19 protein-coding genes are annotated in these 22460 nt (G+C 72.6%); 7 read left to right on the forward strand and 12 right to left on the reverse strand.

Annotation, left to right across the window (positions count from 1 at the left end):
* Positions 1-32: 32 nt before the first annotated feature.
* Entirely contained in the window at positions 33-1289 is a 1257-nt protein-coding gene (locus WMF14_RS20135; protein WP_437803158.1) for a dicarboxylate/amino acid:cation symporter, read from the reverse strand.
* 174 nt (positions 1290-1463) lie between these two features.
* Between WMF14_RS20135 and WMF14_RS20140 the strand changes: the two genes are divergently transcribed.
* Entirely contained in the window at positions 1464-3113 is a 1650-nt protein-coding gene (locus WMF14_RS20140) for a protein kinase domain-containing protein (RefSeq protein ID WP_437803160.1), read from the forward strand.
* A gap of 73 nt (positions 3114-3186) precedes the next feature.
* Positions 3187-3678, forward strand: coding sequence for a hotdog fold domain-containing protein (locus tag WMF14_RS20145; protein WP_272099112.1), 492 nt, complete (start codon positions 3187-3189; stop codon positions 3676-3678).
* A gap of 17 nt (positions 3679-3695) precedes the next feature.
* On the opposite strand, the gene WMF14_RS20150 is transcribed toward WMF14_RS20145, so the two are convergent.
* Complete coding sequence (locus WMF14_RS20150) at positions 3696-4622, reverse strand: Uma2 family endonuclease (protein ID WP_437803162.1); 927 nt, start codon at positions 4620-4622, stop codon at positions 3696-3698.
* A gap of 78 nt (positions 4623-4700) precedes the next feature.
* A complete protein-coding gene (map, locus tag WMF14_RS20155; protein ID WP_272099116.1) occupies positions 4701-5453 on the reverse strand; it encodes a type I methionyl aminopeptidase in 753 nt (250 codons plus the stop codon).
* Positions 5454-5556: 103 nt separating this feature from the next.
* On the opposite strand from map, the gene WMF14_RS20160 reads away from it, so the two are divergent.
* Together WMF14_RS20160 and WMF14_RS20165 are read left to right on the forward strand one after the other, a co-directional pair.
* Positions 5557-5874 carry a LysR family transcriptional regulator gene (locus WMF14_RS20160; protein WP_012236172.1) on the forward strand — a complete coding sequence of 106 codons (318 nt, stop codon included), beginning with the start codon at positions 5557-5559 and terminating at the stop codon, positions 5872-5874.
* Between the two features lie 29 nt (positions 5875-5903).
* Positions 5904-7784, forward strand: a complete 1881-nt coding sequence (locus WMF14_RS20165) for an inositol monophosphatase family protein (RefSeq protein WP_437803165.1) — start codon at positions 5904-5906, stop codon at positions 7782-7784.
* A gap of 149 nt (positions 7785-7933) precedes the next feature.
* On the opposite strand, the gene gnd is transcribed toward WMF14_RS20165, so the two are convergent.
* Positions 7934-8929: a phosphogluconate dehydrogenase (NAD(+)-dependent, decarboxylating) gene (gene gnd / locus WMF14_RS20170; protein WP_437803167.1), complete on the reverse strand. Its 996-nt coding sequence runs from the start codon at positions 8927-8929 to the stop codon at positions 7934-7936.
* 105 nt (positions 8930-9034) lie between these two features.
* Complete coding sequence (locus WMF14_RS20175; protein WP_272099122.1) at positions 9035-10078, reverse strand: STAS domain-containing protein; 1044 nt, start codon at positions 10076-10078, stop codon at positions 9035-9037.
* A 166-nt stretch (positions 10079-10244) separates the two neighbouring features.
* Here WMF14_RS20175 and WMF14_RS20180 point away from each other — a divergent pair, with 166 nt between their 5' ends.
* Positions 10245-10466, forward strand: coding sequence for a hypothetical protein (locus WMF14_RS20180; protein WP_012236178.1), 222 nt, complete (start codon positions 10245-10247; stop codon positions 10464-10466).
* Between the two features lie 4 nt (positions 10467-10470).
* On the opposite strand, the gene WMF14_RS20185 is transcribed toward WMF14_RS20180, so the two are convergent.
* Positions 10471-10698 carry a hypothetical protein gene (locus WMF14_RS20185; protein ID WP_437803169.1) on the reverse strand — a complete coding sequence of 76 codons (228 nt, stop codon included), beginning with the start codon at positions 10696-10698 and terminating at the stop codon, positions 10471-10473.
* A gap of 18 nt (positions 10699-10716) precedes the next feature.
* Entirely contained in the window at positions 10717-10911 is a 195-nt protein-coding gene (locus WMF14_RS20190) for a hypothetical protein (RefSeq protein ID WP_437803171.1), read from the reverse strand.
* A 166-nt stretch (positions 10912-11077) separates the two neighbouring features.
* Between WMF14_RS20190 and WMF14_RS20195 the strand changes: the two genes are divergently transcribed.
* Positions 11078-14152 (forward strand): tetratricopeptide repeat protein, encoded by a 3075-nt coding sequence (locus WMF14_RS20195; RefSeq protein WP_437803173.1) that lies wholly within the window; start codon positions 11078-11080, stop codon positions 14150-14152.
* Between the two features lie 585 nt (positions 14153-14737).
* On the forward strand, positions 14738-15931 hold the full coding sequence (locus WMF14_RS20200) for a DNRLRE domain-containing protein (RefSeq protein WP_437803175.1): 1194 nt from the start codon (positions 14738-14740) through the stop codon (positions 15929-15931).
* Here WMF14_RS20200 and WMF14_RS20205 read toward each other — a convergent pair.
* The 5 genes from WMF14_RS20205 to WMF14_RS20225 form a co-directional block, all read right to left on the reverse strand.
* A complete protein-coding gene (locus WMF14_RS20205; RefSeq protein ID WP_437803177.1) occupies positions 15916-17007 on the reverse strand; it encodes an ABC transporter permease in 1092 nt (363 codons plus the stop codon). The genes WMF14_RS20200 and WMF14_RS20205 overlap by 16 nt on opposite strands.
* A gap of 78 nt (positions 17008-17085) precedes the next feature.
* Entirely contained in the window at positions 17086-18162 is a 1077-nt protein-coding gene (locus WMF14_RS20210; RefSeq protein ID WP_437803179.1) for an ABC transporter permease, read from the reverse strand.
* Complete coding sequence (locus tag WMF14_RS20215; RefSeq protein ID WP_437803181.1) at positions 18159-19790, reverse strand: ABC transporter ATP-binding protein; 1632 nt, start codon at positions 19788-19790, stop codon at positions 18159-18161. The genes WMF14_RS20210 and WMF14_RS20215 overlap by 4 nt, the downstream gene beginning before the upstream one ends.
* Positions 19791-19810: 20 nt before the next feature.
* On the reverse strand, positions 19811-21112 hold the full coding sequence (locus tag WMF14_RS20220; protein WP_437803183.1) for a BMP family lipoprotein: 1302 nt from the start codon (positions 21110-21112) through the stop codon (positions 19811-19813).
* A 90-nt stretch (positions 21113-21202) separates the two neighbouring features.
* Complete coding sequence (locus WMF14_RS20225; protein WP_437803185.1) at positions 21203-22420, reverse strand: vWA domain-containing protein; 1218 nt, start codon at positions 22418-22420, stop codon at positions 21203-21205.
* Positions 22421-22460: the final 40 nt, after the last annotated feature.

Genomic DNA, 22460 nt, shown 5'->3' on the forward strand with positions numbered 1-22460 from the left:
AGGCCCCGCGTGTGGGGGCTCGCCCCGTCCGGTCACGCGCCGGCTGCTTGCTGCGGCTTCGGGTGCTGATCCCGCGACACGAACACCGCTGCTGCCAGGTCCCCCACCACGTTGATCACGGTCCGGCACATGTCGAGGAACCGATCCACCCCGAGGACCAGGCCGAGCCCCTCGGGCGGGATGCCGAGCATCCCCAGGATCATCGCGATGACGGGCAGCGAGCCGGCAGGGATGCCCGCCGTGCCGATCCCACCGAGCACCGAGATGAGCATCACGGTCGCCTGCTGCCCGAAGGTCAGCGAGACGCCGTAGACCTGCGCCAGGAAGAGCACCGTCACCCCCTCGAACAGCGCCGTCCCGTTCTGGTTCATCGCGGCGCCGGCGGTCAGCACGAAGCGCGCGATGGACGGCGGCAGCTTCAGCTCCTCCTCGGCCACCTTCAGCGCGGTAGGCAGCGTAGCGTTCGACGAGGCGGTCGAGAATGCCGTCACGATCGCCGTCCGGCTCCCACGAAAGAACGCGACCGGCGACATCCCGCCGAGGAATCGGACCGAGAGCGAGTAGACCACGAACATGTGCAGGCCGAGGCCGAGCAGCACGGTGAGCACGTACGCCGCCAGCTGCTGCATGATGCCGATGCCCATGCGGGACGTGATCGTGAAGAGCAGCGCTCCCACGCCGATCGCCGCGAACCGGAGCACCCCCTCGATGAGCCGCATCGAGACGTCGAGCAGCCCCTGGATGCACTCGCGGAGCCGCGTCGCCGCGTCGGTCTGGGCGAGCGACAGGCCGATGCCGAAGAGCAGCGAGAACGTGATCACCGCGAGCACGTCGCCCCCTGCCGCCGCCTTGAAGATGTTGTCCGGCACCATCGCGATGATCATCCCCACCGGCGAGGTGTCGACCGGCGCGGTCGCCGCCTTGATCCCCCCGCCGTGCGCGAGGCTCCGGACCGCCTCGGGCAGGCCGTCACCCGGGCGGATCAGGTTCACCAGGAGGAGGCCGATCAGCACCGCGATGCTCGAGACGACGGCCGTGTAGCCCAGCGTCCGCAGGCCGAGCCGGCCGACGTGCTTCAGATCGAGCTCGCAGACGCCCATGACGAGCGCCGAGAACAAGATCGGGAGCACGAGCATGAACAGCAGGCGCAGGAAGATCTGGCCCACCGGGTAGGTGATGTGATCGACGATCCAGGTGAGCGTCGGGTGCCCTGCCGCGACGGCGTTCGCCGTGAGACCGCCCGCTGCCCCGACCGCGACGCCGAGCAGCATCGTTCGATGCGATGACATGGCGCCACCTTACACAAGCCGCGGCGCCGCGGTCCGTGGAGTTGACGCCACGCCGCCGGGCCCTCCGCGGCCAACGGGGCGTCATGCGGCCGCGGATCGACCTCCACACGCGCCGCTCCCGGCCAAGGGCCGCCTGTCCAAGCCCGCGCGGATCCATTAGGCTCCCCGCCGGCAATGCTGAAGCCGGGCGATTCGTTCGAGCGGTACACGATCGAGGCCGCCATCGGGCAGGGGGGGATGGGCTGCGTCTACCGGGCGCACGACGCGCGGCTCGGGCGGCGCGTCGCGGTCAAGGTGATCGCGGGCGGCGCCGTGGACGAGGACGCAGGCGCGCGCCTGCTCCGCGAGGCGCGCGCCGCCGCAGCGCTCGACCACCCGAACGCCGTCTCGATCTTCGACGTGGGTGAGCTCGATGGGACGCCGTTCATCGTGATGGAGCTCGTCCCGGGCCGCACCCTGCGCAGCGCCATCGACGGCGCAGGCGCGCCGGCCTCGACGCGGGTCGCCTGGCTCGCCGACGTCGCCCGCGCGCTCGCTGCGGCGCACCGGCGGGGGCTCGTCCACCGGGACATCAAGCCGGAGAACGTGATGGTCCGGGACGACGGGGTGATCAAGGTGCTCGACTTCGGCATCGCGCGCCGCGCCGCCGGAAACGCCGATCCGAGCGCGTCCACCGAGGCCCCCGCGCTGCCGACGCTGACCGCGCTCGGCGTCAAGCTCGGGACGCCGGTCTACATGGCCCCGGAGCAGATCCGCGGCGCCGAGCTCGACGGGCGCGCGGACCAGTTCGCGTGGGGCGTGCTCGCCTTCGAGCTCCTCACCGGCAGGCTGCCCTGGCGCGGCGCCGGCGACGTGCTCGCCGTCGTCGCGTCGATCCTCACCGACGAGGCCGACCGCGCCCTGCTCGACGCCGCCGCCGTCCCGCCCGCGGTGAGCGCGGTCGTGCTGCGCGCGCTGTCGAAGCGCCCCGACGATCGGTTCGCGTCGATGGACGAGCTCCTGCGCGCCCTCGAGGCGGCCGGCAGGGGTGAGGCGCCCGCCGCGCCCGCGGCCGCGACGTCGGCGACGTCCGCGCCGCCCGCGCAGGCGCCCGGCGCGAAGGGGAGCGAGGCGCCTCGCGGCGGCGAGACCGCGGCGCAGCGGTTCTCGACCGAGGAGGTCCGCGACGTGCTCGCGCAGGCGATCGAGCGCCAGGCCGCCGCCGACGGAGGCGATGCGCGCGCCCCGCGGGGCGACGCGCGCCTCGGCTTCGACGACCTGCTCGCCGCGGCCGAGGAGGTGGGCGTGGCCCCCGAGGCGCTGCGCGAGGCGAGCCGCGCGCTCCGCGCGCGTGAGCGCGACGACGTGGAGCGGAGGTCGAGCGCGGCGACCGCCGCCGAGCGCGCGACGTGGCTCCGGCGCAAGCGCCGCGATTTCTACCGGCACCTCGGCGTTTACCTCATCGTCAACGCGGTGCTCCTCACGCTCGGCTTCCTGCTCGGCGTCGCGTTCTGGGTGTCGATCGTCCCGCTGCTCTGGGCCATCGGCCTCGGCATCCACGCGCTCGTCGCGTTCACCGCGCACGAGGACGACTGGGCGGAGGAGGCCGAGCAGATGCGGTGGTGGCACGAGCAGCATCGCCGCAGGCACGAGGTGGCCATGGCGAGGGCGATCGGGAAGGACTGGCGCCCTGGTGCGGCCCCACGCCAGCGCATCGGCGCGACGGAGGAGGGGGACCGCCGGGGCAAGCTGCGCGTCGAGACGGACACCGCGCGCTCCGCGGCGGAGCAGGCCGAGGAAGAGGCCGCGGTCGCGGTGAACAAGCCACAGCGGCGGCGGCGCTGACGTGGGGGCCGCGCCGCTCACAGCCTGATGAGGCGCCGGGCCGGCATGCGCTAAGCTCGCCTCCGGAGGGTCTATGTCCCAGCTGAACTTCATCGCCCGCTCGCTCGCGCCGCTCCAGGCGCTTCCGTCCTTCCTTCGCACGCGCGCGCAAAGCGTGCTGTTCCAGCGCATGGTGCCGTTCACCGGGACCGCCGGGGTCCAGTTCGACGAGGTAAGCTCGGATCGGGTGGCGCTGCGGCTCGCCAACGGGGGAAGGGTGCGGAACCACATCGGCGGGGTGCACGCCGCCGCGGCGGGGCTCCTGGCCGAGACGGCGACCGGCTTCGTCGTCGCCGTCAACCTGCCCGAAGACAAGCTGCCGCTCCTGCGCAGCATGAAGATCGACTACACGCGCCGCGCCCGAGGCGGCCTTCGCGCGGTCGCGACCCTCACGCCAGAGCAACGCCAGTCCTTCCTGGACCAGCCGAAAGGGGACGTGACAGTCGCCGTCACGGTGACGGACGAGAGCGGCGCGTCGCCGATGGAGTGCGAGTTCGTCTGGGCCTGGGTGACCAAGGGGGTGTGACGCCGCGGCGCGAGCGGTCAGTTGCGGCGGAGGCGCTCGATCTCGGCCAGCGCCTCGGCGAGCTGGCGCTCCAGGTCCGACGCGCGCTTGGCCTCGTCCGCAGCGCGCTTGGCCTCGTCCGCAGCGCGCCTGGCCTCCGCCTCGGCGCGCCTGGCCTCCGCCTCGGCGCGCCTGGCCTCCGCCTCGGCGCGAAGCTCGGCCTCCTCGGCGCGGCTAGCCTCGTCCGCGGCGCGCAGCTCCGCCTCGTCCTTGCGCGCGAGCACGTCGTCGAGCATCACGCCGAGCCGCGCGATCAGCTCATCCGCCTCTTCCAGCTTCGCCGTCCCGCTGAAGAAGCGCAGCTTCGAGCCCTCCACCGCGAGCTCCAGCCCGAGCACCTGCGACGCGAACCGTCCTGCCTGGGGCAGGACGGGCTGGTAGCTCCGCGCCCTGCGCGCCGTGTCGGCCGGCGGGAGCCTGTACCCGCGGAGGCTCAGCCGGCGCCGGTCGAAGATGAAGTACTCGGAGATGCCGAGCCGGGCGTAACGCTCGACGTTGGTCTCGAAATCCTTCGTCAGGTTGCCCGCGTAGGCCACCTCCAGGACCAGATCGAGCCCCTTGCGCTCCGCGCCGACGACCCATTTCATCCTCTCGCCAGGCTCCACGTCGAGGACGGCGAGCAGATCCGGCGCGAAGGCAGGCTCGTCCGGGTAGAACACCGCGAGGTTCGAGGACAGGTAGACCCTCCGCCCGCTCCGGCGGAAATACGCGTCGAGCGTCGCGATCACCTGCGCCGCCGCCACACGGTGCGGATCGCCCTCGGGCGGCTCGAGCTCGAACTCGGACGGAAGCATGTCCACGACCCGCGCGCGCTCCTCGTCGGTCATGCGCTCCCACGTCGCCTCGGAAGGGGCGCGCGGGTCGTCGGGATCGAACGCGTAGCCGTGCTCGAGCGCCTGCCGCATAGGCCCTCATCCTAGCATTTCCCAGGATCCTCGGCCTGCGAGCGCGCGGGCGCAGGCCTCAGCGCGGCGCTCGGAGCGTCAGGAGAGCGTCAGGATCTCGCAGCCGTCCCGCGTGACGAGCACGGTGTGCTCGAACTGCGCCGAGAGGCTGCCGTCCTCCGTGACCATGGTCCACCCGTCGTCGAGCGTGCGGATGCGGTGCGAGCCCAGGTTGACCATCGGCTCGATCGTGATGGCCATCCCGGCGCGGAGCCGCATGCCCGCCCCGCGCACCCCGGTGTGCGCGACGTGCGGCGGCAGGTGCATCCTCCGCCCGATGCCGTGCCCGCCGACCTCGCGGACCACGCCGCACCCCTCCGCCCGCGCGATCTCCTCGATGGCCGCGCCGATGTCGCCGAGCCGCGCCCCGTCGCGCACGACGGCGATGCCCGCGTCCCGGCAGCGCCTGGCGACGTCCACCACGTGCAGCGCCTCGGGGCTCGGGTCCCCGATGAAGAACGTCGCGGAGGTGTCGCCGTGGTAGCCGCCGAGCTCCGTGGTCACGTCGACGTTGACGATGTCGCCCGGCAGGAGCACCTCGTCGCGCCGCGGGATCCCGTGACACACGACGTGGTTCCGGCTCGTGCACACGGCCGCAGGGAAGCCCTTGTAGCCGAGCTGACTGGGGCGGCCGCCGCGCCGCGCTGTGTCCTCGCGCACCCACTGATCGATGTCCGCCGTCGTCACGAAGGGCTGGAGCCGCGCCCCGACGGCCGAGAGCGTCGCCGCCGCCGCGCGCCCTGCGCGCCGCATCGCCTCGCACGCGTGAGGCCTGAGGAGTTCCACGTTCATGCCAGGCGTATGCGCGCGCAGCGAGCGGCCATCCAATACCGTTTTGATCTCGGGTCCTCGCGCGCGGCTCCCCGCGCGCGGGGTTCGGGCTAGAATCGGCCGCGTGAGCCTCTCGCAGATCCGTTACTTCATCGCCGTCGCCGAGGAGGGCCACGTCGGCCGCGCCGCTCGCCGCCTCCACATCGCGCAGCCGCCCCTCAGCCGGCAGATCCGCGGCCTGGAGGACGAGCTCGGCGCGCAGCTGTTCGAGCGCACCGCGCGCGGCATGCGGCTCCTGCCGGCCGGCGCGGCGTTCCTCGATCACGCCCGCACCATCGTCGCGCAGGTCGACGCGGCCGTCGCCGATGTGCGCGGCTACGGCGCCGCGCCTCCCCCGGGCGATCTCGACGCCGGCCACCGCCAGCGCGCCGACCTGGGGTAGGGTGCCTCGCGTGGAACCAGGGGAACGGCATGGGCTACGACGCTGAGCTCACGCTGGCCGTCGATGCGGCGCGCCGCGCTGGCGCGCTCCTCCGCGCGGAGTTCCACCGCCCGGGCGGCCCACGCGGCGCCGGGACGAGCGCCGACGTCGACGTGGAGGTCGAGCTCCTGCTGCGGGACGCGCTCACCGGGGCCACCCCCTACGCGTTCCTCGGCGAGGAGACCGGCGCCCTGGACGGCGTGGACCCGTCGCACCGCTGGGTCGTCGATCCGCACGACGGCACCGCGTCCTTCCTGCACGGCTACCGTGGCGCCTCGGTCTCCATCGGCCTCCTCCGCGAGGGCACCCCGGTGCTCGGCGTCGTCTTCGCGTACGCCTATCCCGACGACGACGGCGATCTCATCGCCTGGGCCGAGGGCGCCGGGCCGATCCGGCGCAACGGCGCCGCCGTCTCGTCGTCGCTCGCCGGCGGCGCGCTCGATCGCTACGCCGTCGTGCTGCTCTCGCAGTCGGCGGATTACCTCCCCGCCCGCAACGCCCGCTGCGTCGCCCCCGCGCGGTTCCTCGCCCTCCCGAGCCTCGCCTACCGGCTCGCCCTGGCCGCGGCCGGCGAGGGCGTCGCCGCGGTCTCGCTCAGCCGGCCCCGCAGCTGGGACTACGCCGCCGGGCACGCGCTCGTGCGCGCCGCGGGCGGCGAGCTCGTCGACGACGACGGCGCGCCCATCACCTACACCGCGCAGGGCGACGGCGAGGTCTGCCGCCTGTTCGGCGGCGCCCCCGCGGTCGTGCGCGAGCTCGCGCGCCGCCCGTGGAACGCCGTCATCCACGGCCGCATCCCGCCGCCGCAGGGCACGTACGGGCTGCTGCGCCCCTCGCACAGCCTGCTCGTCGAGGGAGCTGGCACGCTCTCACGCGCCCAGGGCTGCCTGCTCGGCCAGCTCGCGGGGGACGCGCTCGGCGCGCTCGTCGAGTTCCGCACGGCGGAGGCGATCGCGCCGCTCTACCCGGACGGCGTCCGCGACCTCGCCGACGGCGGCACGTGGGGCACGCTGGCCGGGCAGCCGACCGACGACTCCGAGATGGCGCTCATGCTCGCGCGCTCGATCGTCCGCAAGCGCGGCTTCGTCGCGGAGGCCGCGCTCGACGCCTACGTGCACTGGTACGGCTCAAGCCCGTTCGACATCGGCAACACCACGGCGGCCGCGCTCAGGGCCGCCGCGGGCGCGCCGCTGCCCGGCTCGCGCCGCGAGCGCGCCCGCGCCGCCGCGAGCCTGACGAGCGAGGCGAACGGCTCGGTGATGCGCGCGGCGCCCCTCGGCGTCCTCGGCGCGGGCCGCCCGCGGGAGGCCGCGGCCTGGGCGCGCGACGACAGCGCGCTCACGCACCCCCACCCGGTCTGCTGCGCCGCCTCCGCCGCGTTCGTCGCGGCCATCGCGGCGGCGGTGGGCGGCGCCGGCGTCGAGGGTGCCTTCGCGGCCGCCCTCGACGAGGCGGAGGGGAGCGGCGAGCGCGCGGTCGTCGCCGCGCTCACGGCCGCGCGCAGCGCCCCGCCCCGGAGCTTCTCGCACCAGGCCGGCTGGGTCCTCATCGCCCTGCAGAACGCCTTCTACCAGCTCCTCCACGCGCCCTCGCTCGAGCGGGGCCTCGTCGACACGGTGATGGCCGGCGGCGACACCGATACGAACGCCGCGATCGCCGGCGCGCTGCTCGGCGCAGCGCACGGCCGGGACGCCGTCCCTGACCGCTTCCGCCGCCTCGTGCTCAGCTGTCGCCCGCTCCCCGAGGCAGGGGCGAAGCACCGGCGTCCGCCCGAGCTCTGGCCGGTCGACGCGATGCTCCTCGCCGAGGCGCTCCTCGCCGCCGGCCAGCGCGCGCAGCCCGACGATCGCGAGTCGTCGGAGCTCCTTTGAGCTGAGAGCTAAAAATATAACAATTTCAGAAGTTTACCGCCCATTCGTGAGCTTCTTCAGGAGGATGAGGTCTCTTCCGCGGCGCCACGCGCACGGGCGCGCAGGGAGCGCTCCAGGGGCCGCGCTCGATCGGCAGGCAGGGACGCCGCTCAGCCCCCCGTGGGGCGCTCCAGGTGCCCGCCGAACTTGTGCCGCATCGCGGAGAGGACCTTCTCCGCGAAGGTGTGATCGTGGCGTGAGCGGAAGCGCGCGTAGAGCGCGGAGGACAGCACCTCGGCGGGGACGGCCTCCTCGATCGCCGCCATCACGGTCCAGCGGCCCTCGCCGGAGTCCTGCACGAAGCCGCTGTACCCGGCGAGCTCGGGGCTCTCGGCGAGGGCGATCGCGGTGAGGTCGAGCAGCCACGAACCCACGACGCTGCCCCGCCGCCAGACCTCGGCGATCTCGCCGAGGTCGAACGCGTACCGGTGCTCCTCGGGCAGGCGCTCCGTGGCGGCGTTCTTGAGGATGTCGAACCCCTCCGCGTAGGCCTGCATGAGGCCGTACTCGATGCCGTTGTGGACCATCTTCACGAAGTGCCCGGCGCCGACCGGGCCGCAGTGCAGGTAGCCGTCCTCCGACGTGCTCTGCGCGCCGCCCAGGGCCTCCTGCCTGCCCGGCGTGCGCGGGATGTCCCCCGGCCCCGGCGCGAGCGTCCGCAGGATCGGCTGCACCAGGGCGAACGCCTCTGGCGCGCCGCCCACCATGAGGCAGTAGCCGCGGTCGATCCCCCACACGCCGCCGCTCGTCCCCACGTCGACGTAGCGGATGCCCTTCGGGGCGAGCGCCCTGGCGCGGCGGACGTCGTCCTTGAAGTAGGTGTTGCCCCCGTCGATGATCACGTCGCCCTCGCCGAGCTGCTCGCCGAGCTCTCCGACGACGCGCTCGGTGGGCGCGCCCGCGGGCAGCATGACCCAGACCACGCGCGGCGACTCGAGCTGCGCCACCGCGTCGCCCAGGGAAGAGGCCGTCGCCGCGCCCTCCTCGCCGAGCCGCTTCACGCTGTCCTGGTTCAGATCGAACGCGACGACCTCGTGGCCGCCGCGCATGAGCCGGCGCGCCATGTTGGCGCCCATCCTGCCGAGTCCGATCATCGCGAGCTTCATCCGTCACGCTCCTGTGTGGGACCGCGGACGTATCACAGCGGGGGGCGCGCGGCGCGCGGCGCGGTCGACACCGCTCCGGTCCGGGCGCTCCTCCGGCTGCGGCGGCTACCGGCGCGCCGGCTGCGCCTGCTGCCGCAGCGCGCCCACCGCGTGCTCGAGCGCGCTCTTCAGCGTGCTGAACACCGGGATCCCGTCGAGGCTGCCGCCGGACTCCAGGATGCGCCCGACCATCGCCGTCGGGACGCCGGAGACGATGCACTGGCTGCCGAGCAGCCTCGTCGCCGCGAAGATCCGCAGCAGGTGATCGATGGTCGAGGTGTCCGCCGCCTGCGCGCCGGTGAGGTCCACGATCATGAAGCGGGCGCCGTGCCGGACCACCGCGTCGAGCACCTCTTCCATCATGCGGGCCGCCCTCGCGCTGTCGATGGTGCCGATCACCGGCAGCGTGAGCACGCCGTCCCACACCTGGATGATCGGCGTCGACATCTCGAGCATCGCCTCGTGCGCCGCGCGGACCCGATCGAGCTGCAGGCGCAGCTCGATCTGGACCCGCTCGAGCTCGTCGTTCTGCTCGCGCAGCTGCGCGCTCGCGGCGGCGAGGTCGAGCGAGTTCTTGAGCGTCGTGTACGTGGCCCCGACGTACAGCGCGTACGTGGTCGCGCTCGCCAGCGCCTTCCGGTCGATCTGGCGCTGGTCTTCCAGGGCGAAGAGCATCGTGCCGATGGTCTTCTTGTAGACCTGGATCGGCACGTGGAAGACGACGTCGGGGTCGTCCGCGAGGAGCCACGCGCGCGCGCGATCCGCCTCGCGCGCCTCGTCCCACGGCCCCCTGAACCACGCGGGGCGCTGCGCCTCCAGCGCCGCGACCATCCAGGCGTCCACGACGACGCCGCCGCCCTCGGGCGCCCCGTACTCGAAGGTGCCGCGCTGGTACCTCGCCGCGATCCTGGCGCCGCCGCCGTCGTTGGCGAGCACGACACAGAGCCGCTGGGAGGGGACGATCCAGCGCGCGCTCGCGCAGACCTCTTCCCACAGCGACCGCAGGTCCGGCTGGTTGGCGAGCTTGAGGAGGATCTCGTTCAGGACGCCGAGGACGATCCATCCGCCGCCGCCGGCTTCGGGGGGCTGGCCAGGCTCTGGCGTCAGCATCAGCGATCGTCGGATCTCGGCACGGTGAACACTCCTCGCGCTCGGCGCGCAGCCGCATCCTACCGCGCAATCCGCCCGCGGTGGAGGGGCTCTTGCCCGAGGCGGCGGGCCGGGGGCTGCCGCGCGGGGGAACGCGCTCGGCGTTCCTGCGTGCTACCGCTAGGTCATGAAGATCAAGGCACGCGACGGCAAGGTCTACGAGGTTGCCCCTGCTCCGCCCGGCGGGAGCCACGAGGTGCGGCTCGACGGCAAGGTGGTCGGCTCGTTCGTGCTCCTGCCGGATGAGACGCAGGTCACCGTGAAGAGCAAGCCCGCCACGGACGCGCTCCTCGTGGACATCGCCGATCGGTTCGTCGCCGAGGGTGGCGCGCCCATGGGGATCAGCTGAGCCGTTACGGCGCGCCCGCGAGCCTCACCTCGCGGAGGACCTCCGCAGGGTTGAAGCAGGCGACCGCGGGCGACGCCCCCGACGCCGGAGCAGATGCCGACGCGTTGGGCGCTGGGGGCGGCGCGGCCGCCGGCGCTGGCGGGGCTGGATCGCGGTGCGCCTCGCTGTCGCCCCGCTTGCACGCCGCGAGGGCGAGCGGGAGGAGGAGGACCGGCAGGGCGAGCTTCTTCATGGGGTGTCCCTCGGCAAGCTACCTCGAACGAGCGATGTAGCACCGCTCGCAATCGCGGTTCACGGCCACGGGATCGAGGCTCCGGGGCGGCTCGGGTCCTGGCATGCGTGGCGCGGCGCGGCGGCTGCGCGTCGTGCTCGGCGCGAGCGTCAGGGCGATGGCGAGGAGCAGCGCGGCGGGGAGCTTGGCCGGCAGGCGTGCCTCGTGGTCCATCGACCACGACGATTGCTTCAGCCGCTTCCGCGCGGCGAGCGGAGCCGGTGGACTGTATCTGCCCGCTGGCATCCGGCCGTCCATGCAATCGGGCGGGCGTCCTGGGCTATCCAGCCCAGGGAGAGGTCTGTAAACTCGCCGGAGCAAACTGCAGCTCTGTGCGCGCATGCCGAAGCCGGTTCGTCTCTTCATCTCGTCTGCCCCGGAGGACGCCGCGTTGCGTGCCGAGGTCGAGGTCCACCTGAGGCCCATCGAGCGCAGCGGGTTGATCGAGGTCTGGCACGACGACCGGATCGCCGCAGAGGGAGAACCGGCGGCGGAAGCGCGCGCGCAGATCGAGGCGGCTGAGGTGGTGGTGCTGCTGGTGAGTCCCGCTTTCCTCGCCTCCGATCGTCACTTCGATGAGGAGGCAGCGCGCGCTCTCGCCCGGCGCGCCGCTGGCGAGGTGGTGGTCGTGCCCGTGCCTGTCCGACCTTGCGACTGGGGTTGGACCGAGTTCGGCAAGCTTGCTCCGCTCCCCGAGGGCGGGCGGCCTGTCGAGGGCTGGCCGGTTCGGGGCGAGGCGTGGACCGAGGTGGTGCGTGGCTTGCGCGCCGTGGTCGAGGGCGTGATGAGCCGGCGGGCGGCTCCGGGAGGACGGAGCGCCCTGGCCGCGGGGCTGCCACCGGCGGAGCTGTGCATCGGCCGGGGTCTGGAGGTGGATGCCATCGTCGCGGCGCTGGTGCGCGAACCGCCGGGACGCGTGCTGCTCCTCGGCGCTGCGGGTGTCGGCAAGAGCACGGTCAGCCTGGCGGTCCTGCACCGCCCGGAGGTGGTGGCTCGCTTCGGGGAGCGGCGCTTCTTCGCGCGGCTCGACGCTGCGCCAGATGCCGAATCTGCAGCCGTCGCGCTGGCCGGCGCGCTGCGCGTCGCCTCCGGGCCGGATCTGTGGCAGCGGGCGATGTCGTTCCTCGCAGCAGGCCCGGCCGTGCTCGTGCTGGACAATCTGGAGACGCCCTGGGATGGCGACGACCAGCCCGGGACCGAGGCGTTGCTCGCGGAGCTCGCGGCCGTTCCAGGCCTGTCGCTCGTGGCGTCGGTGCGCGGCGCGGGCCGGCCGGGGAGGGTGACCTGGAATTCGCCGATTGATCTCCGAGCGCTGCGACGTGCCGAGGCGGAGGCAGTGTTCTGCGCCATCGCGGGCGAGGAGCACCGGAGCAAGCCGGCGCTCTCGGCGCTGCTTTCCCTGATGGAGGGTATTCCGCTGGCGATCGCGTTGCTCGCACACGCGACCCACGGAAACGACCTCATCAACCTGAAGGACGAGTGGGAGGCGCGCCGCACGGCGGTGCTGGAGCGCGACGGCGGCGCGCGCGATCGGCTCCGGAGCTGGAAGGCGTCGCTGGAGCTCTCGATCGGCTCACCGCGGATGACAGCCGGCGCGCGTCGGCTGCTCTCGGTGCTGGCGGTGCTGCCGGACGGAATCGCGCAGCGGGATCTCGCGGTGCTCCTGCCGGGAATGGGGCCGGCGGCGGCGCGCGCGCTGGCGCAGGTGGGGCTGGCCTACTTCGAGGGCGGCCGGTTCAAGATGCTCTCGCCGGTGCGCGAGTACGTGGCAGCGGAGTACCCGCCGATCGTGGAGGACCTGGGGCGGGCGATGGATCACTATGGGGACCTCACGTGCACGCTCGGGCCAGTGCCGGGGAGTCGCGGCGGCACAGAGGCGGCGGCGCGGCTCGCGCCGGAGACAGCGAACCTGGATTCGGTGATCCGACGCGGGCTCACGGGGGTCGAAGCGGGGCGATGGATCGACGCGGCGGCGGCGTTGACCAACTTCGCGCGTTTTTCCGGGCATGCGGCTTCATTGCCCCTTGGTCGGGCGCTGGAGGTGGCGCAGCGCACCGGGGACGGACGGCGAGAGGCGCTGTGCGCCCAGAGCCTTGGAGACGTCGCGCTCTCGCGCTCTCAGCACGATGAGGCGAGGGCGCGCTATCAGCAAGCCCTGCCGCTCTACCGGCAGGTGGGGGATGTGTTCGGTGAGGCCGACTGCATCAAGAGCCTCGGAGACATCGCGCTGAGACGTTCGCAGCACGACGAGGCGAGGGCGCGCTACCAGCAAGCCCTGCCGCTCTACCGGCAGGTGGGGGACGTGCTCGGTGAGGCCGACTGCATCAAGAGCCTCGGAGACATCGCGCTGAGACGTTCGCAGCACGACGAGGCGAGGGCGCGCTACCAGCAAGCCCTGCCGCTCTACCGGCAGGTGGGGGATGTGCTCGGTGAGGCCGACTGCATCAAACGCCTTGGAAACCTCGCGCTCTTGCGTGCGCAGCACGACGAGGCGAGGACGCGCTACCAAGAAGTGCTGCCGCTCTACCGGCAGGTGGGGGATGTGCGCGGTGAGGCCAACTGCATCAAGAGCCTTGGAGACATCGCGTTGAAACGTTCGCAGCACGACGAGGCGAGAGCGCGCTACCAGGAAGCGCTATGGCTCTACCGGCAGGTTGGGGCTGTGCTCGGTGAGGCCAACTGCATCCAGAGCCTTGGACACGTCGCGCGGGAGCGTTCGATGCACGATGAGGCGAGGGCGCGCTACCAGGAAGCGCTGCCTCTCTATCGGCAGGTGGGGTCTGTGCTCGGTGAGGCCGACTGTATCAAGAGCGTTGGAGACATCGCGCTGGAACGTTCGCAGCACGACGAGGCGAGGGCGCGCTACCAGGAAGTGCTGCCTCTCTACCGGCAGGTGGGGTCGGTGCGCGGTGAGGCCAACTGTATCAAGAGCGTTGGAGACATCGCGCTGGAACGTTCGCAGCACGACGAGGCGAGGGCGCGCTACCAGGAAGCCCTGCCGCTCTACCGGCAGCTGGGGTCTCTGCACGGCGAGGCCAATTGCATCAAGAGTCTTGGAGACATCGCGCTGGAGCGCTCGCAGTACGACGAGGCGAGGGCGCGCTACCAAGAAGCGCTGCCGCTCTACCGGCAGGTGGGGTCTGTGCGCGGCGAAGCCGACTGCATCAGGCGCCTCGGAGAGTTCGCGCAAGCCCACAGCGATACCAGCGCAGCCCGTGCTCGCTACGAAGAAGCCCTCGCGCTGTACCAGCGCATCCCCGAGCCCTGCTCCATCGGCCGGACCCATCACCGTCTTGCCACCATCGCGCCCGACGCTGTCACCCAGCGCCAGCATGTCGAGGCTGCGCGCAGCGCATGGCAAAGGGTCGATCGGATAGACCTGATCGCTCGTTTGGACCAAGACTTCCCCTCCTGAGCTCTGGCGACGCCGTACAGCCGTCCGGGAGCGAGCGCACCAGCGGTAACTCCTCGCTCGCGGCGCTTTCGGCCCGCTCACAGCGCGGATGGTTGGCCCCGCCCGCCCAGTTCGATAGAGATGCCCCTTGGGCACGACCCGGACAGCCTGGCCTACTACGCCGACGAGCCCGAGCGCCTCGAGCAGCGGAGCGATCTGTGTGGCGTGCCCGGACCCGTAACCCGCGTCGCGTACCCCGCCGTTCACCCCACGGCGCGTGCCCTACCGTTCACTGCGCGCCGTGTACCCCGCTGTTCACTGCGCATCACGTATCCCAGTGTTCACTGCGCGTCGCGTATCCCGCCGTTCACTGCGCGTCGCGTATCCCGCCGTTCACTGCGCGTCGCGTATCCCGCTGTTCACTGCGCGCCACGGCGCCAAGGCGCCATGCAACAGATGCACGCGCACCAGCCAACCAAAAACCTCTCAGGGTTGTTGTATGTTGTCTAAACTAAGAATATAAGAAGAATCATGCGATACTTCCATACGAGCGCTGCTAGCGCTTGCTTCTCGCTCCTCGTGCTCGCAGGGATTTCCGGGACGGCCTTGGGAGCACCGACCGCGATCACGTTCACCATCAACCACGCCGATTGCGGCGCCGGCGCGTTCTCGCTGTACCTGAATGGGGTCCACCTCGACACGGTCGCGAGCACCAACGGCTGCGATTGCAATACGGCGACGCTCCAGAGGACGTTCACCGAGCCCGACGTCCTCGCCCTCTACAATCCCGCAGCATGCAATGATCTCCAGGTCGATGTCGTCGACGGCGGGTCGACGGCCGTCGGCTTCGCCCGGGTGTACGTCGAGGCGACCGAAGGAGCGTCGCTCCTCTGCATCTACGATGCGGTCTCCGGCCCGATCCCCTGCGCGGATCGCGACGTCTGCGACGGCTACGAGATCGGGCTGTCGTCGCTCTCGAGCGACGACGGCGACGACATCGCCCCGGGCCTGGGCGCGGGCTGCGACAACTGCGCCAACCGCGACAACCCGGACCAGGCCGACGCGGACGGAGACGGGATCGGCGACGCGTGCGATCCTTGTCCGCTCGGCGATAGCGACGGCGATTCGTTCTGCGATGCGATCGACAACTGCGCCAGCGTCGCCAACTGGGACCAGACCGACAGCGACCTCGACGGGATCGGCGACGCCTGCGACAACTGCCCCGCTGCCGCGAATCCAGACCAGCTCGACAGCGATGCTGACGGCCTCGGGGACGCGTGCAAAGACGTGTGCGTCACCCTGCAGCGGGGCGCCTTCGGCGCGGTCGAGGACGCCGATATCTGGGAAGCCTTCCCTCGCTACAGCGACGGCCACATCCCGTACAACTACTCTGGCGACACCCGCGGCGCGCGCAAGCAGGCGCTCTATCGGTTCGGGCTCGACGGCATCCCCGCCGGGGCCACCGTCACGTCGGCAGAGTTCGGCGTCGTCGCCTTCGGATCGAGCGACCAGACCGTCCGCGCTCACCGGATCACCGCGCCGTGGCGCGAAGACACAGTGACCTGGCAGGACTTCGCCGCGAGCTACGACAAGGCCGCCGCGGCGGAGCTCACCTATGTCGGCCCCTATGCCATGAGCGCCGATCTGACCGGGCTCGTCCAGGCGTGGGTCGACGGCACGACCCCGAACTACGGCTTCCTCGTCGAGGAAGGTCCGGACGGGCGCACGTCGTACCGCTCGAGCGATCACCCGCTCCAGAGCGACCGCCCCTGGCTCGAGGTCTGTTATCTCGCCCGCTGATCCATTCCGCGCGGGGGCTCCTCCGCCCCATCACCCACGCCACGCAGCCGCTCCTCGGCGCTCCGATCCACGCCGCGCGGCCGCTCCTCCGCCCCGTCGTCCGCCGGGTAGGGCTTCCCGAGCGCCGCGGGAGGCGTCGCGTCGAACGCGCGCAGGAGCGGGCGGCGCGCGGCGCTGGGCAGCAGCGCGGAGGCGCGCTCCAGGAGCCCGCTCGAGGTGAGCCCGAGGACCGCGATCATCAGCGCGAACGGCGCCACGCTGAAGACCTGCGTCGGCACCGAGGGGAGCGCGCTCTGGCCGAGGCTCGCCGCCGACGAGAGCACCCCGAAGAGGTACGCGCCGAGCGCCGCCCGCACCGGATGGAAGCCGCCGAAGATCACGATCGCCAGCGCGATCCAGCCGTAGCCCGCCGTGTGGCGGTGGCTCCAGCCCGCCTTGAAATCGAGCGAGTACGCCGCGCCGGCGATGCCCACGAGCGCCCCGCCCGCGAGCGTCGCCGCCGTGCGCACCCGCGTCACATGCGCCCCGCGCGCGTGCGCCGCCGCCGGCTGCTCGCCCACCGCGCGGAGGAGGAGCCCCGCGCGCGTGCGATAAAGGAACAGCCACGCGCCGGCGACGAGGACGTAGCTGCCGTACACCACGGGATCGCTCTGGAACAGCAGCGGCCCCACGAGCGGCACGTCCCGCAGCACCGGGATCGACGCCGCCGGCACCGTCGGGCCAGGGACGCGCACGTACGGGCCGCCGAGCACCGACGAGAGATCCGCGCAGAGCATCGCCAGGACGAAGCCGACCGCGATCTGGGAGCGGCCAAGGTAGATCCCGCCGATCGCCACGACGAGCGCGACGAGCGCTCCGGTCGCGGCCGCGGCGGCGAAGCCGGCGAGGACGCTCCCGGTCGACAGGGCGGCCGCGAAGCCGACCATCGCCGAGAGCATCATCGCGCCCTCGGCCGAGAGGTTGATGACCCCGGCCCGCTCGGTCAGCGTCTCGCCGACCGCCGCATAGACGAGCGGCGTCGACGCCGCGAGCGCGGTCGCGAGCAGCGAGAGGAGCTCGGCGCCGCCGTCGCTCATGAGGGCTGCTCCTCCCCTCCGAGGCGTCGTTCCATCACGCCTGCCCCCATCGGCCTCGTCCCTTCGGGCCTCGTCCCATCAGGCCACCTCCGACCGGCCGCCGCCGCGCGCCGCCCCGGGAGACAGGAGCGCGAACAGGACGAGCGCGCCCTGGAGCACGCCCGCCAGCGAGGACTCCAGCCCGAGGGTCATCGGGAGCTCCAGGCTGCCGACGTTGAGCGCGCTGAAGAACAGGGCGATCGGCGCGACGAGCGCGGCGCGCCGGCCGGCGAGCATCACGACGAGCAGCGAGAGGAAGCCGAGGCTGCTCGAGATGCTCGGGATGAGCCGGTGGAACGTGCCGAGCACCTGCAGCGCGCCGGCGACGCCGGCGAGCGCGCCGGAGACCGCGAACGCGAGCAGCACCTGCCGCGCCGCGAGCACGCCGAGCACCTCCGCGGCCGGCGGGCTCAGCCCCACCGCCCGCAGCCGGAGCCCGAGGTGGGTCCGCCCGAGCACGACGGCGGTCCCGAGGAGCGAGAGGACCCCGAGCAGGAGCGCGACGGGGCTCAGATCGGTGCCGCCCAGCGTGGAGAGCCAGAGCGCGCCGTCGAGCGGCTCGGTGCCGGCCATGGATGCGACGCCGGGGCGCTTCCACGGGCCGAAGACGAGGTACAGGACCAGCCCCTGGGCCACGAAGTTCATGCCGAGGCCCGCGAAGATCTCGCTCACCCGGACACGCGTGTGAAGCGCGCCCGTGAGGGCGCCCCAGAGCACCCCGCCGAGCGCGCCGGCGCCGACGCAGAGCGCGACAACGGCCCCTGCCGGGAGGTGCGGCCACAGGGCGCGCGCCGCGCCCGTGGCGCAGACGGCGCCGAGGACGAGCTGCCCCTCGACGCCGAGGTGGTACAGGCCGGCGCGGAACGTGAAGAGCAGGCCGCTCCCGCAGAGCAGCAGCGGCGCCAGCGTGGCGAGCACCCGCGCGGCGCGGTCCGTGGAGCCGAACGCGCCCTGCCACAGGCCCGCGGCCACCGCCGCCGGCGAGGCGCCGAGGAGCGCGCAGAGGCCCGCCACGAGCGCGAACGCCAGGGCGAGCGGCGCGAGGCGGAGGAGGAGGGAGACGGCCCCGCGGCGCGCGGCGGGCGCCGATCGTCGAGCGGCCGGATCGGAGCTCATCGGTCGGACCCCGCGGGCGCCGGAGGCGGCGCAGGTGCAGCGAGCGCCGAGGGCAGGGCGGCGTCGTCGAGCTCGCCGCCGATCATCCGCCCGAGCCGGTCCAGGGTGAGGTCGGCGGCGCCGACGGGCGGCGAGACGCGCCCGCCGCTGAACACGAGGACACGGTCGCTGTAGCGCATCAGCTCGTCGAGATCGGACGACGCGAACAGGAGCGCCGCGCCGGCACGGCACCGCGCGAGGAGCTGCTCCCATACCCAGCGCGCCGACGCGATATCGAGCCCCCGGGTCGGCTGCTCCAGGAGGAGCAGCGCGAGATCCGCGGGGAGGAGCGCGAGCTGGGTGCGCTGCTGGTTGCCGCCGGAGAGCCGCTCGACGGGCGTGTCGGGCCGGCCCCGGATCCGGAGCGCCTCGATCGCCCGCTCGGCGGCGCGCCGGATCTCCCGCGGACGCAGGAAGAGCCCGGGCCGCGGCGCGCGCAGCGCGACGTGGTCCTCGATGGAGAGGCCCGCGATGAGGCCCTCGCGACGGCGATCGGCGGGCAGGTAGCCCACGCCGGCGCGCAGGAAGGCCGGGTAGGGGCGGCCGGTCAGGTCGGCCCCGCCCACGACGACGCGCCCCCGCCGCGCCCGGAGCAGCCCCGCGCAGGCGCGCAGCAGGAGGCGCTGGCCGCTCCCCTCGAGGCCCGCGAGCCCGAGCACCTCGCCGCGGCGGACGGCGAGGTGGGCGATGTGCACGTTGAGCCGGTGATCGCCGAACGCCACGCCCTCGAGGGCGAGCGCGTCGCCCCCGCTCGGCTCGGGGAGGCGCTCCAGGGGCGCGAGCGCCGCGCCGCTGCCCGCCTCGGGGGATCGCTCCTGAGACGCGAGCGCCTCGCCGAACATCAGCGCGACGAGGCGATCGGCCCCAGCCGGCATCTCCGCCTCTCCCGCCACCTTGCCGTGCCGCAGCACCGTCACGCGATCGCAGAGCGCCTCGACGTCCGAGAGCTTGTGCGACACGAGGACGATCGCCTTGCCGTCCGCCTTGAGCCGCCGCAGCGCGGAGAACAGGGCTTCCTGCTGCGCCCCGGAGATCCCCGTCGTGGGCTCGTCCAGGAGCAGCGCTCGGACGCCCAGCGAGAGGAGCCGCAAGAGCTCGATCTGCTGGCGCTCCCCGAGCGTGAGCCGGGCGACGTGCTCGTCCGGGTCGACGGAGAAGCCGAAGCGCGCCGCGAGCGCGAGCAGCTCCTCGCGCGCCGCGCGCCGGGGGAGGAAGACGCCCGCGGCCCGGCCGTGGCCCGGGAGCAGCGAGCGCGCGCCGCCGCCCGCGCCGGCCGCGCGGGGCCGGGCGACGAGGTAGCTCTCCAGGACGGTGAGCGGCGGGAAATCGAGCGGCTCCTGGTGGAGCACGCCGACGCCGGCGGCGAGCGCGTCCGCCGGGCTCGCGAGCGCCACCGGGCGGCCATCGAAGAGCAATCGGCCCGCGTCCGGGCGGACGAGCCCGCCCAGGATCCGGAGGAGCGTGCTCTTGCCGGCGCCGTTCTCGCCGAGCAGCCCGTGGACGGCGCCGGCCTGGATCGTCAGCGACACGCCGTCGTTGGCCTTGACCGGTCCGAACCGCTTCGCGACGCGCTCGATCTCGATCCGCATGGATCACCGCCCCGAGGCGGCTACTTGCTCGGCCCGGTGATCCCTCGGACCAGCTGCGGCAGATACCAGATCTGCTGCGGCGTCGCGGCCTCGCCGTCCTTCAGGAACTCGGTCCCGTCCTGGAACTTGAGCGGCCCCTTGAAGAGGTCGAGCCCGTTGGCGAGCTCGATGACGAACGCGCCGAGCGGCGCCTGCGCCTCTCCCAGCGCGGCGCCGGGCCCGAAGCCGACGACCGACGAATCGCCGTTCAGGTCGCGGAAGTCCGGCCCTTGCCAGACGAACTCGCTCGCGTACTTGCCCGCGCGCGCCTTCTCGATCGTGTCGCGGTAGAGCGGCGCCCAGTTGTAGTACGCGACGCCGAGGCAGATCTCCGGCGCCAGGTCGCAGCCGGCCTTGTGATCGTAATGGACGTACTTGACCTTCTTGCCGGCGCCGCTCGCCTTCTTGGCCTGCAGCGCGGCCTCGGGCGTGTCGAGCCCGGTCATCAGCACGTCGAAGCCGCCGCCGATGAAGTCGTCAGCCACCTTGGTGGGGTCGAGGGTGACGCCCGGGATGTTGAACCAGAAGCCGATCCACGTGACCTTGAACGTGAGATCCTCCGGCTTCTTCTTCTGGTACTTCTCCCAGCAGTACCGCGCGCCGAGGTACGCCGCGGTGACCAGCCGGCGGGTCTCGTCGTTCACGAGCGGACCGACAACCCCGATCTTGCCCGTCTCGGTGCCGAGCGCCGCGGCGCACCCGGCGATGTGCTGGGCCGCCTCGATACGCCCCATGAAGTTGCCCAGGTTGGGCTGGGGCTTGTGGTTCTTGCCCTCCTTCCAGGCGTAATCGCCGGAGACGTGGATGACCGTGACCTCCGGGTGCTTGCGCGCGGTCTCGAGGGCGTCGTCCTTGTAATCGTCGGAGTTGTAGACGACGAACCGCGCGCCCCGGGAGATGAGATCGTCCGCGACCTGGGACCCCTTCACGTTCGGGCGGTCGGACGGGTTCACCTTGTCGACATACTCGAAGCCGACGTCCGGCATCTTGGCGAGGACCGACCGGATCCCGTCGTAATGCGCCTGGTTCCACCCTTTGTCGTTGTAAGGGCCGACCAGCACCATGCCGACCTTGTATGCAGCGGCCGGCGCCGCGGGCGCAGCGCTCGCCGGCGCCGCCGCGCTGGGGCCGGCGGTCTTGTCCGAGGGCGGGCTCGCGCTCGTCGATGAGCCCTGGCACGCGCCGGCCAGCAGCGACAGCGCAACGGTGAGGACGGCGGGCAGGCGGGCAGCCGGGCGCGGGATAGCGAAGGCCTCAGGCGACTTCGGCGGGCGATGTGTCACCCAGGCATCGTGGGCGGGAATGTCGCAGGGTGTCAAGAACCACCGAGACGGACGACGCCGAGCGCAGGTGTGCTCGGCGTCATCCATGTTTCACTGCGGTATCTCGATCACGTCTTCGCAGGTGAAGTCGACCCCCAGGGCCGCTTCGGGGTCCGCCTGGATCGTGGCGCACGTGCTGTCGCAGAGCACGATCTGGCTCGGGTTCGCGGCGCTGTCGTAACGCCAGGCGTTCTCGCTGGCGCACTCCTGGTCGTAGGAGAGCGCCGTCGGGTTACCTCCGCCGCTCTGGTACGTCACGCGGACCCGTTGCGCGTCGAAGGTCCGCCCGTCGGGAGCGGGCGGGATCTCGACCGTGCAGGAGACGGACGCGCCGCGGATCGCGTCGATCGCGGCCTTGAAGGCGGCCGAGGTCGCCCCGGGATTGCCCGTGTCGATCAGGTAGGCTTGCCCCGTCCCGCCCGCGTCGGCGATGTCGTGCAGGTTGTCGAGGTCGTGGGGCGCGCCCTCGACCGGCGGGTTGTCGACCCCGATGACGTAGGTCGGGACGCCGTCCCCGAGCGCGCCGGCCGCCGCGTCCGCCACGGGCTGGATCCTGTTGGCCCGATCGCCGCAGCCCGCAGGATAGCCGTCCGTGACGAGGACGATGGCGTACCTGCCAGGCGTGGCCCGCCGCTGGGCCTCGACGAACGAGATCGTCCCCTGCATGACGAACAGCGTGGGCGTGCCGCCGCGCCAGTCGGCGCCGGGCGCCGGCGTGACGGCGTCGATCGCCTCGGCGAAGCGCGCAGAGGGCAGCGCTGTCATCGGGACCTCCGGTGTCTCGTAGGTCTCGGCCGAGCACTTCTCGTCGCGGTCCTCGTCCTCGCTCGGAAAGAACCTGAGCGACGCGTTGATGCCCTCGGAGAGGGGATCATTGAAGAACTGCTTCGTCGCCGCGACGACGGGCTCCCACTTGAGGTCCCTGTCGTACCAGGGCTCGTCGCCCATGCCCATGCTGCCGGACACGTCGAACGCGAAGGCCAGGTACACGGGCTGGAGGTCGGCGCTGGCCGACTGGGTGGCGCACGCTCCACCTTGGCCCGAAGAGCTGCCGTTGCTCGAGGAGCCGCCTTGCCCCGAGGAGCCGTTCGCGCCCGGACCGCCCGATCCGAAATCGCCGGTCGTGCTCTGGGAGCTCCCTTGGCCAGAGCCCCCGCTCCCCGAGCCGCTCTGCGAGCTCCCGTCACCGTCGGTGGCGCCATTGCCCCCACACCCAACGCCGATCGCACCCACTGTCAGCAACACCATGGCCATCGTGGGCAATCTCATAAGTCGAACCCTCCATGAAGCGCGGCCCGGCGCGCGTCGC

Source organism: Sorangium sp. So ce693, from assembly GCF_051521375.1.
GTDB classification, from domain to species: domain Bacteria; phylum Myxococcota_A; class Polyangia; order Polyangiales; family Polyangiaceae; genus Sorangium; species Sorangium atrum.

Excerpts from the sequence above, each read along its gene's own strand:
- gnd (WP_437803167.1), bottom strand. The coding sequence starts at position 8,929 with ATGAAGCTCGCGATGATCGGACTCGGCAGGATGGGCGCCAACATGGCG.
- WMF14_RS20190 (WP_437803171.1), bottom strand. The coding sequence starts at position 10,911 with ATGGACCACGAGGCACGCCTGCCGGCCAAGCTCCCCGCCGCGCTGCTC.
- WMF14_RS20215 (WP_437803181.1), bottom strand. The coding sequence starts at position 19,790 with ATGCGGATCGAGATCGAGCGCGTCGCGAAGCGGTTCGGACCGGTCAAG.
- WMF14_RS20225 (WP_437803185.1), bottom strand. The coding sequence starts at position 22,420 with ATGAGATTGCCCACGATGGCCATGGTGTTGCTGACAGTGGGTGCGATC.
- WMF14_RS20135 (WP_437803158.1), bottom strand. The coding sequence starts at position 1,289 with ATGTCATCGCATCGAACGATGCTGCTCGGCGTCGCGGTCGGGGCAGCG.
- WMF14_RS20145 (WP_272099112.1), top strand. The coding sequence starts at position 3,187 with ATGTCCCAGCTGAACTTCATCGCCCGCTCGCTCGCGCCGCTCCAGGCG.
- WMF14_RS20205 (WP_437803177.1), bottom strand. The coding sequence starts at position 17,007 with ATGAGCGACGGCGGCGCCGAGCTCCTCTCGCTGCTCGCGACCGCGCTC.
- WMF14_RS20150 (WP_437803162.1), bottom strand. The coding sequence starts at position 4,622 with ATGCGGCAGGCGCTCGAGCACGGCTACGCGTTCGATCCCGACGACCCG.
- WMF14_RS20140 (WP_437803160.1), top strand. The coding sequence starts at position 1,464 with ATGCTGAAGCCGGGCGATTCGTTCGAGCGGTACACGATCGAGGCCGCC.
- WMF14_RS20180 (WP_012236178.1), top strand. The coding sequence starts at position 10,245 with ATGAAGATCAAGGCACGCGACGGCAAGGTCTACGAGGTTGCCCCTGCT.
- WMF14_RS20210 (WP_437803179.1), bottom strand. The coding sequence starts at position 18,162 with ATGAGCTCCGATCCGGCCGCTCGACGATCGGCGCCCGCCGCGCGCCGC.
- WMF14_RS20195 (WP_437803173.1), top strand. The coding sequence starts at position 11,078 with ATGCCGAAGCCGGTTCGTCTCTTCATCTCGTCTGCCCCGGAGGACGCC.
- WMF14_RS20175 (WP_272099122.1), bottom strand. The coding sequence starts at position 10,078 with ATGCTGACGCCAGAGCCTGGCCAGCCCCCCGAAGCCGGCGGCGGCGGA.
- WMF14_RS20185 (WP_437803169.1), bottom strand. The coding sequence starts at position 10,698 with ATGAAGAAGCTCGCCCTGCCGGTCCTCCTCCTCCCGCTCGCCCTCGCG.
- map (WP_272099116.1), bottom strand. The coding sequence starts at position 5,453 with ATGAACGTGGAACTCCTCAGGCCTCACGCGTGCGAGGCGATGCGGCGC.
- WMF14_RS20165 (WP_437803165.1), top strand. The coding sequence starts at position 5,904 with ATGGGCTACGACGCTGAGCTCACGCTGGCCGTCGATGCGGCGCGCCGC.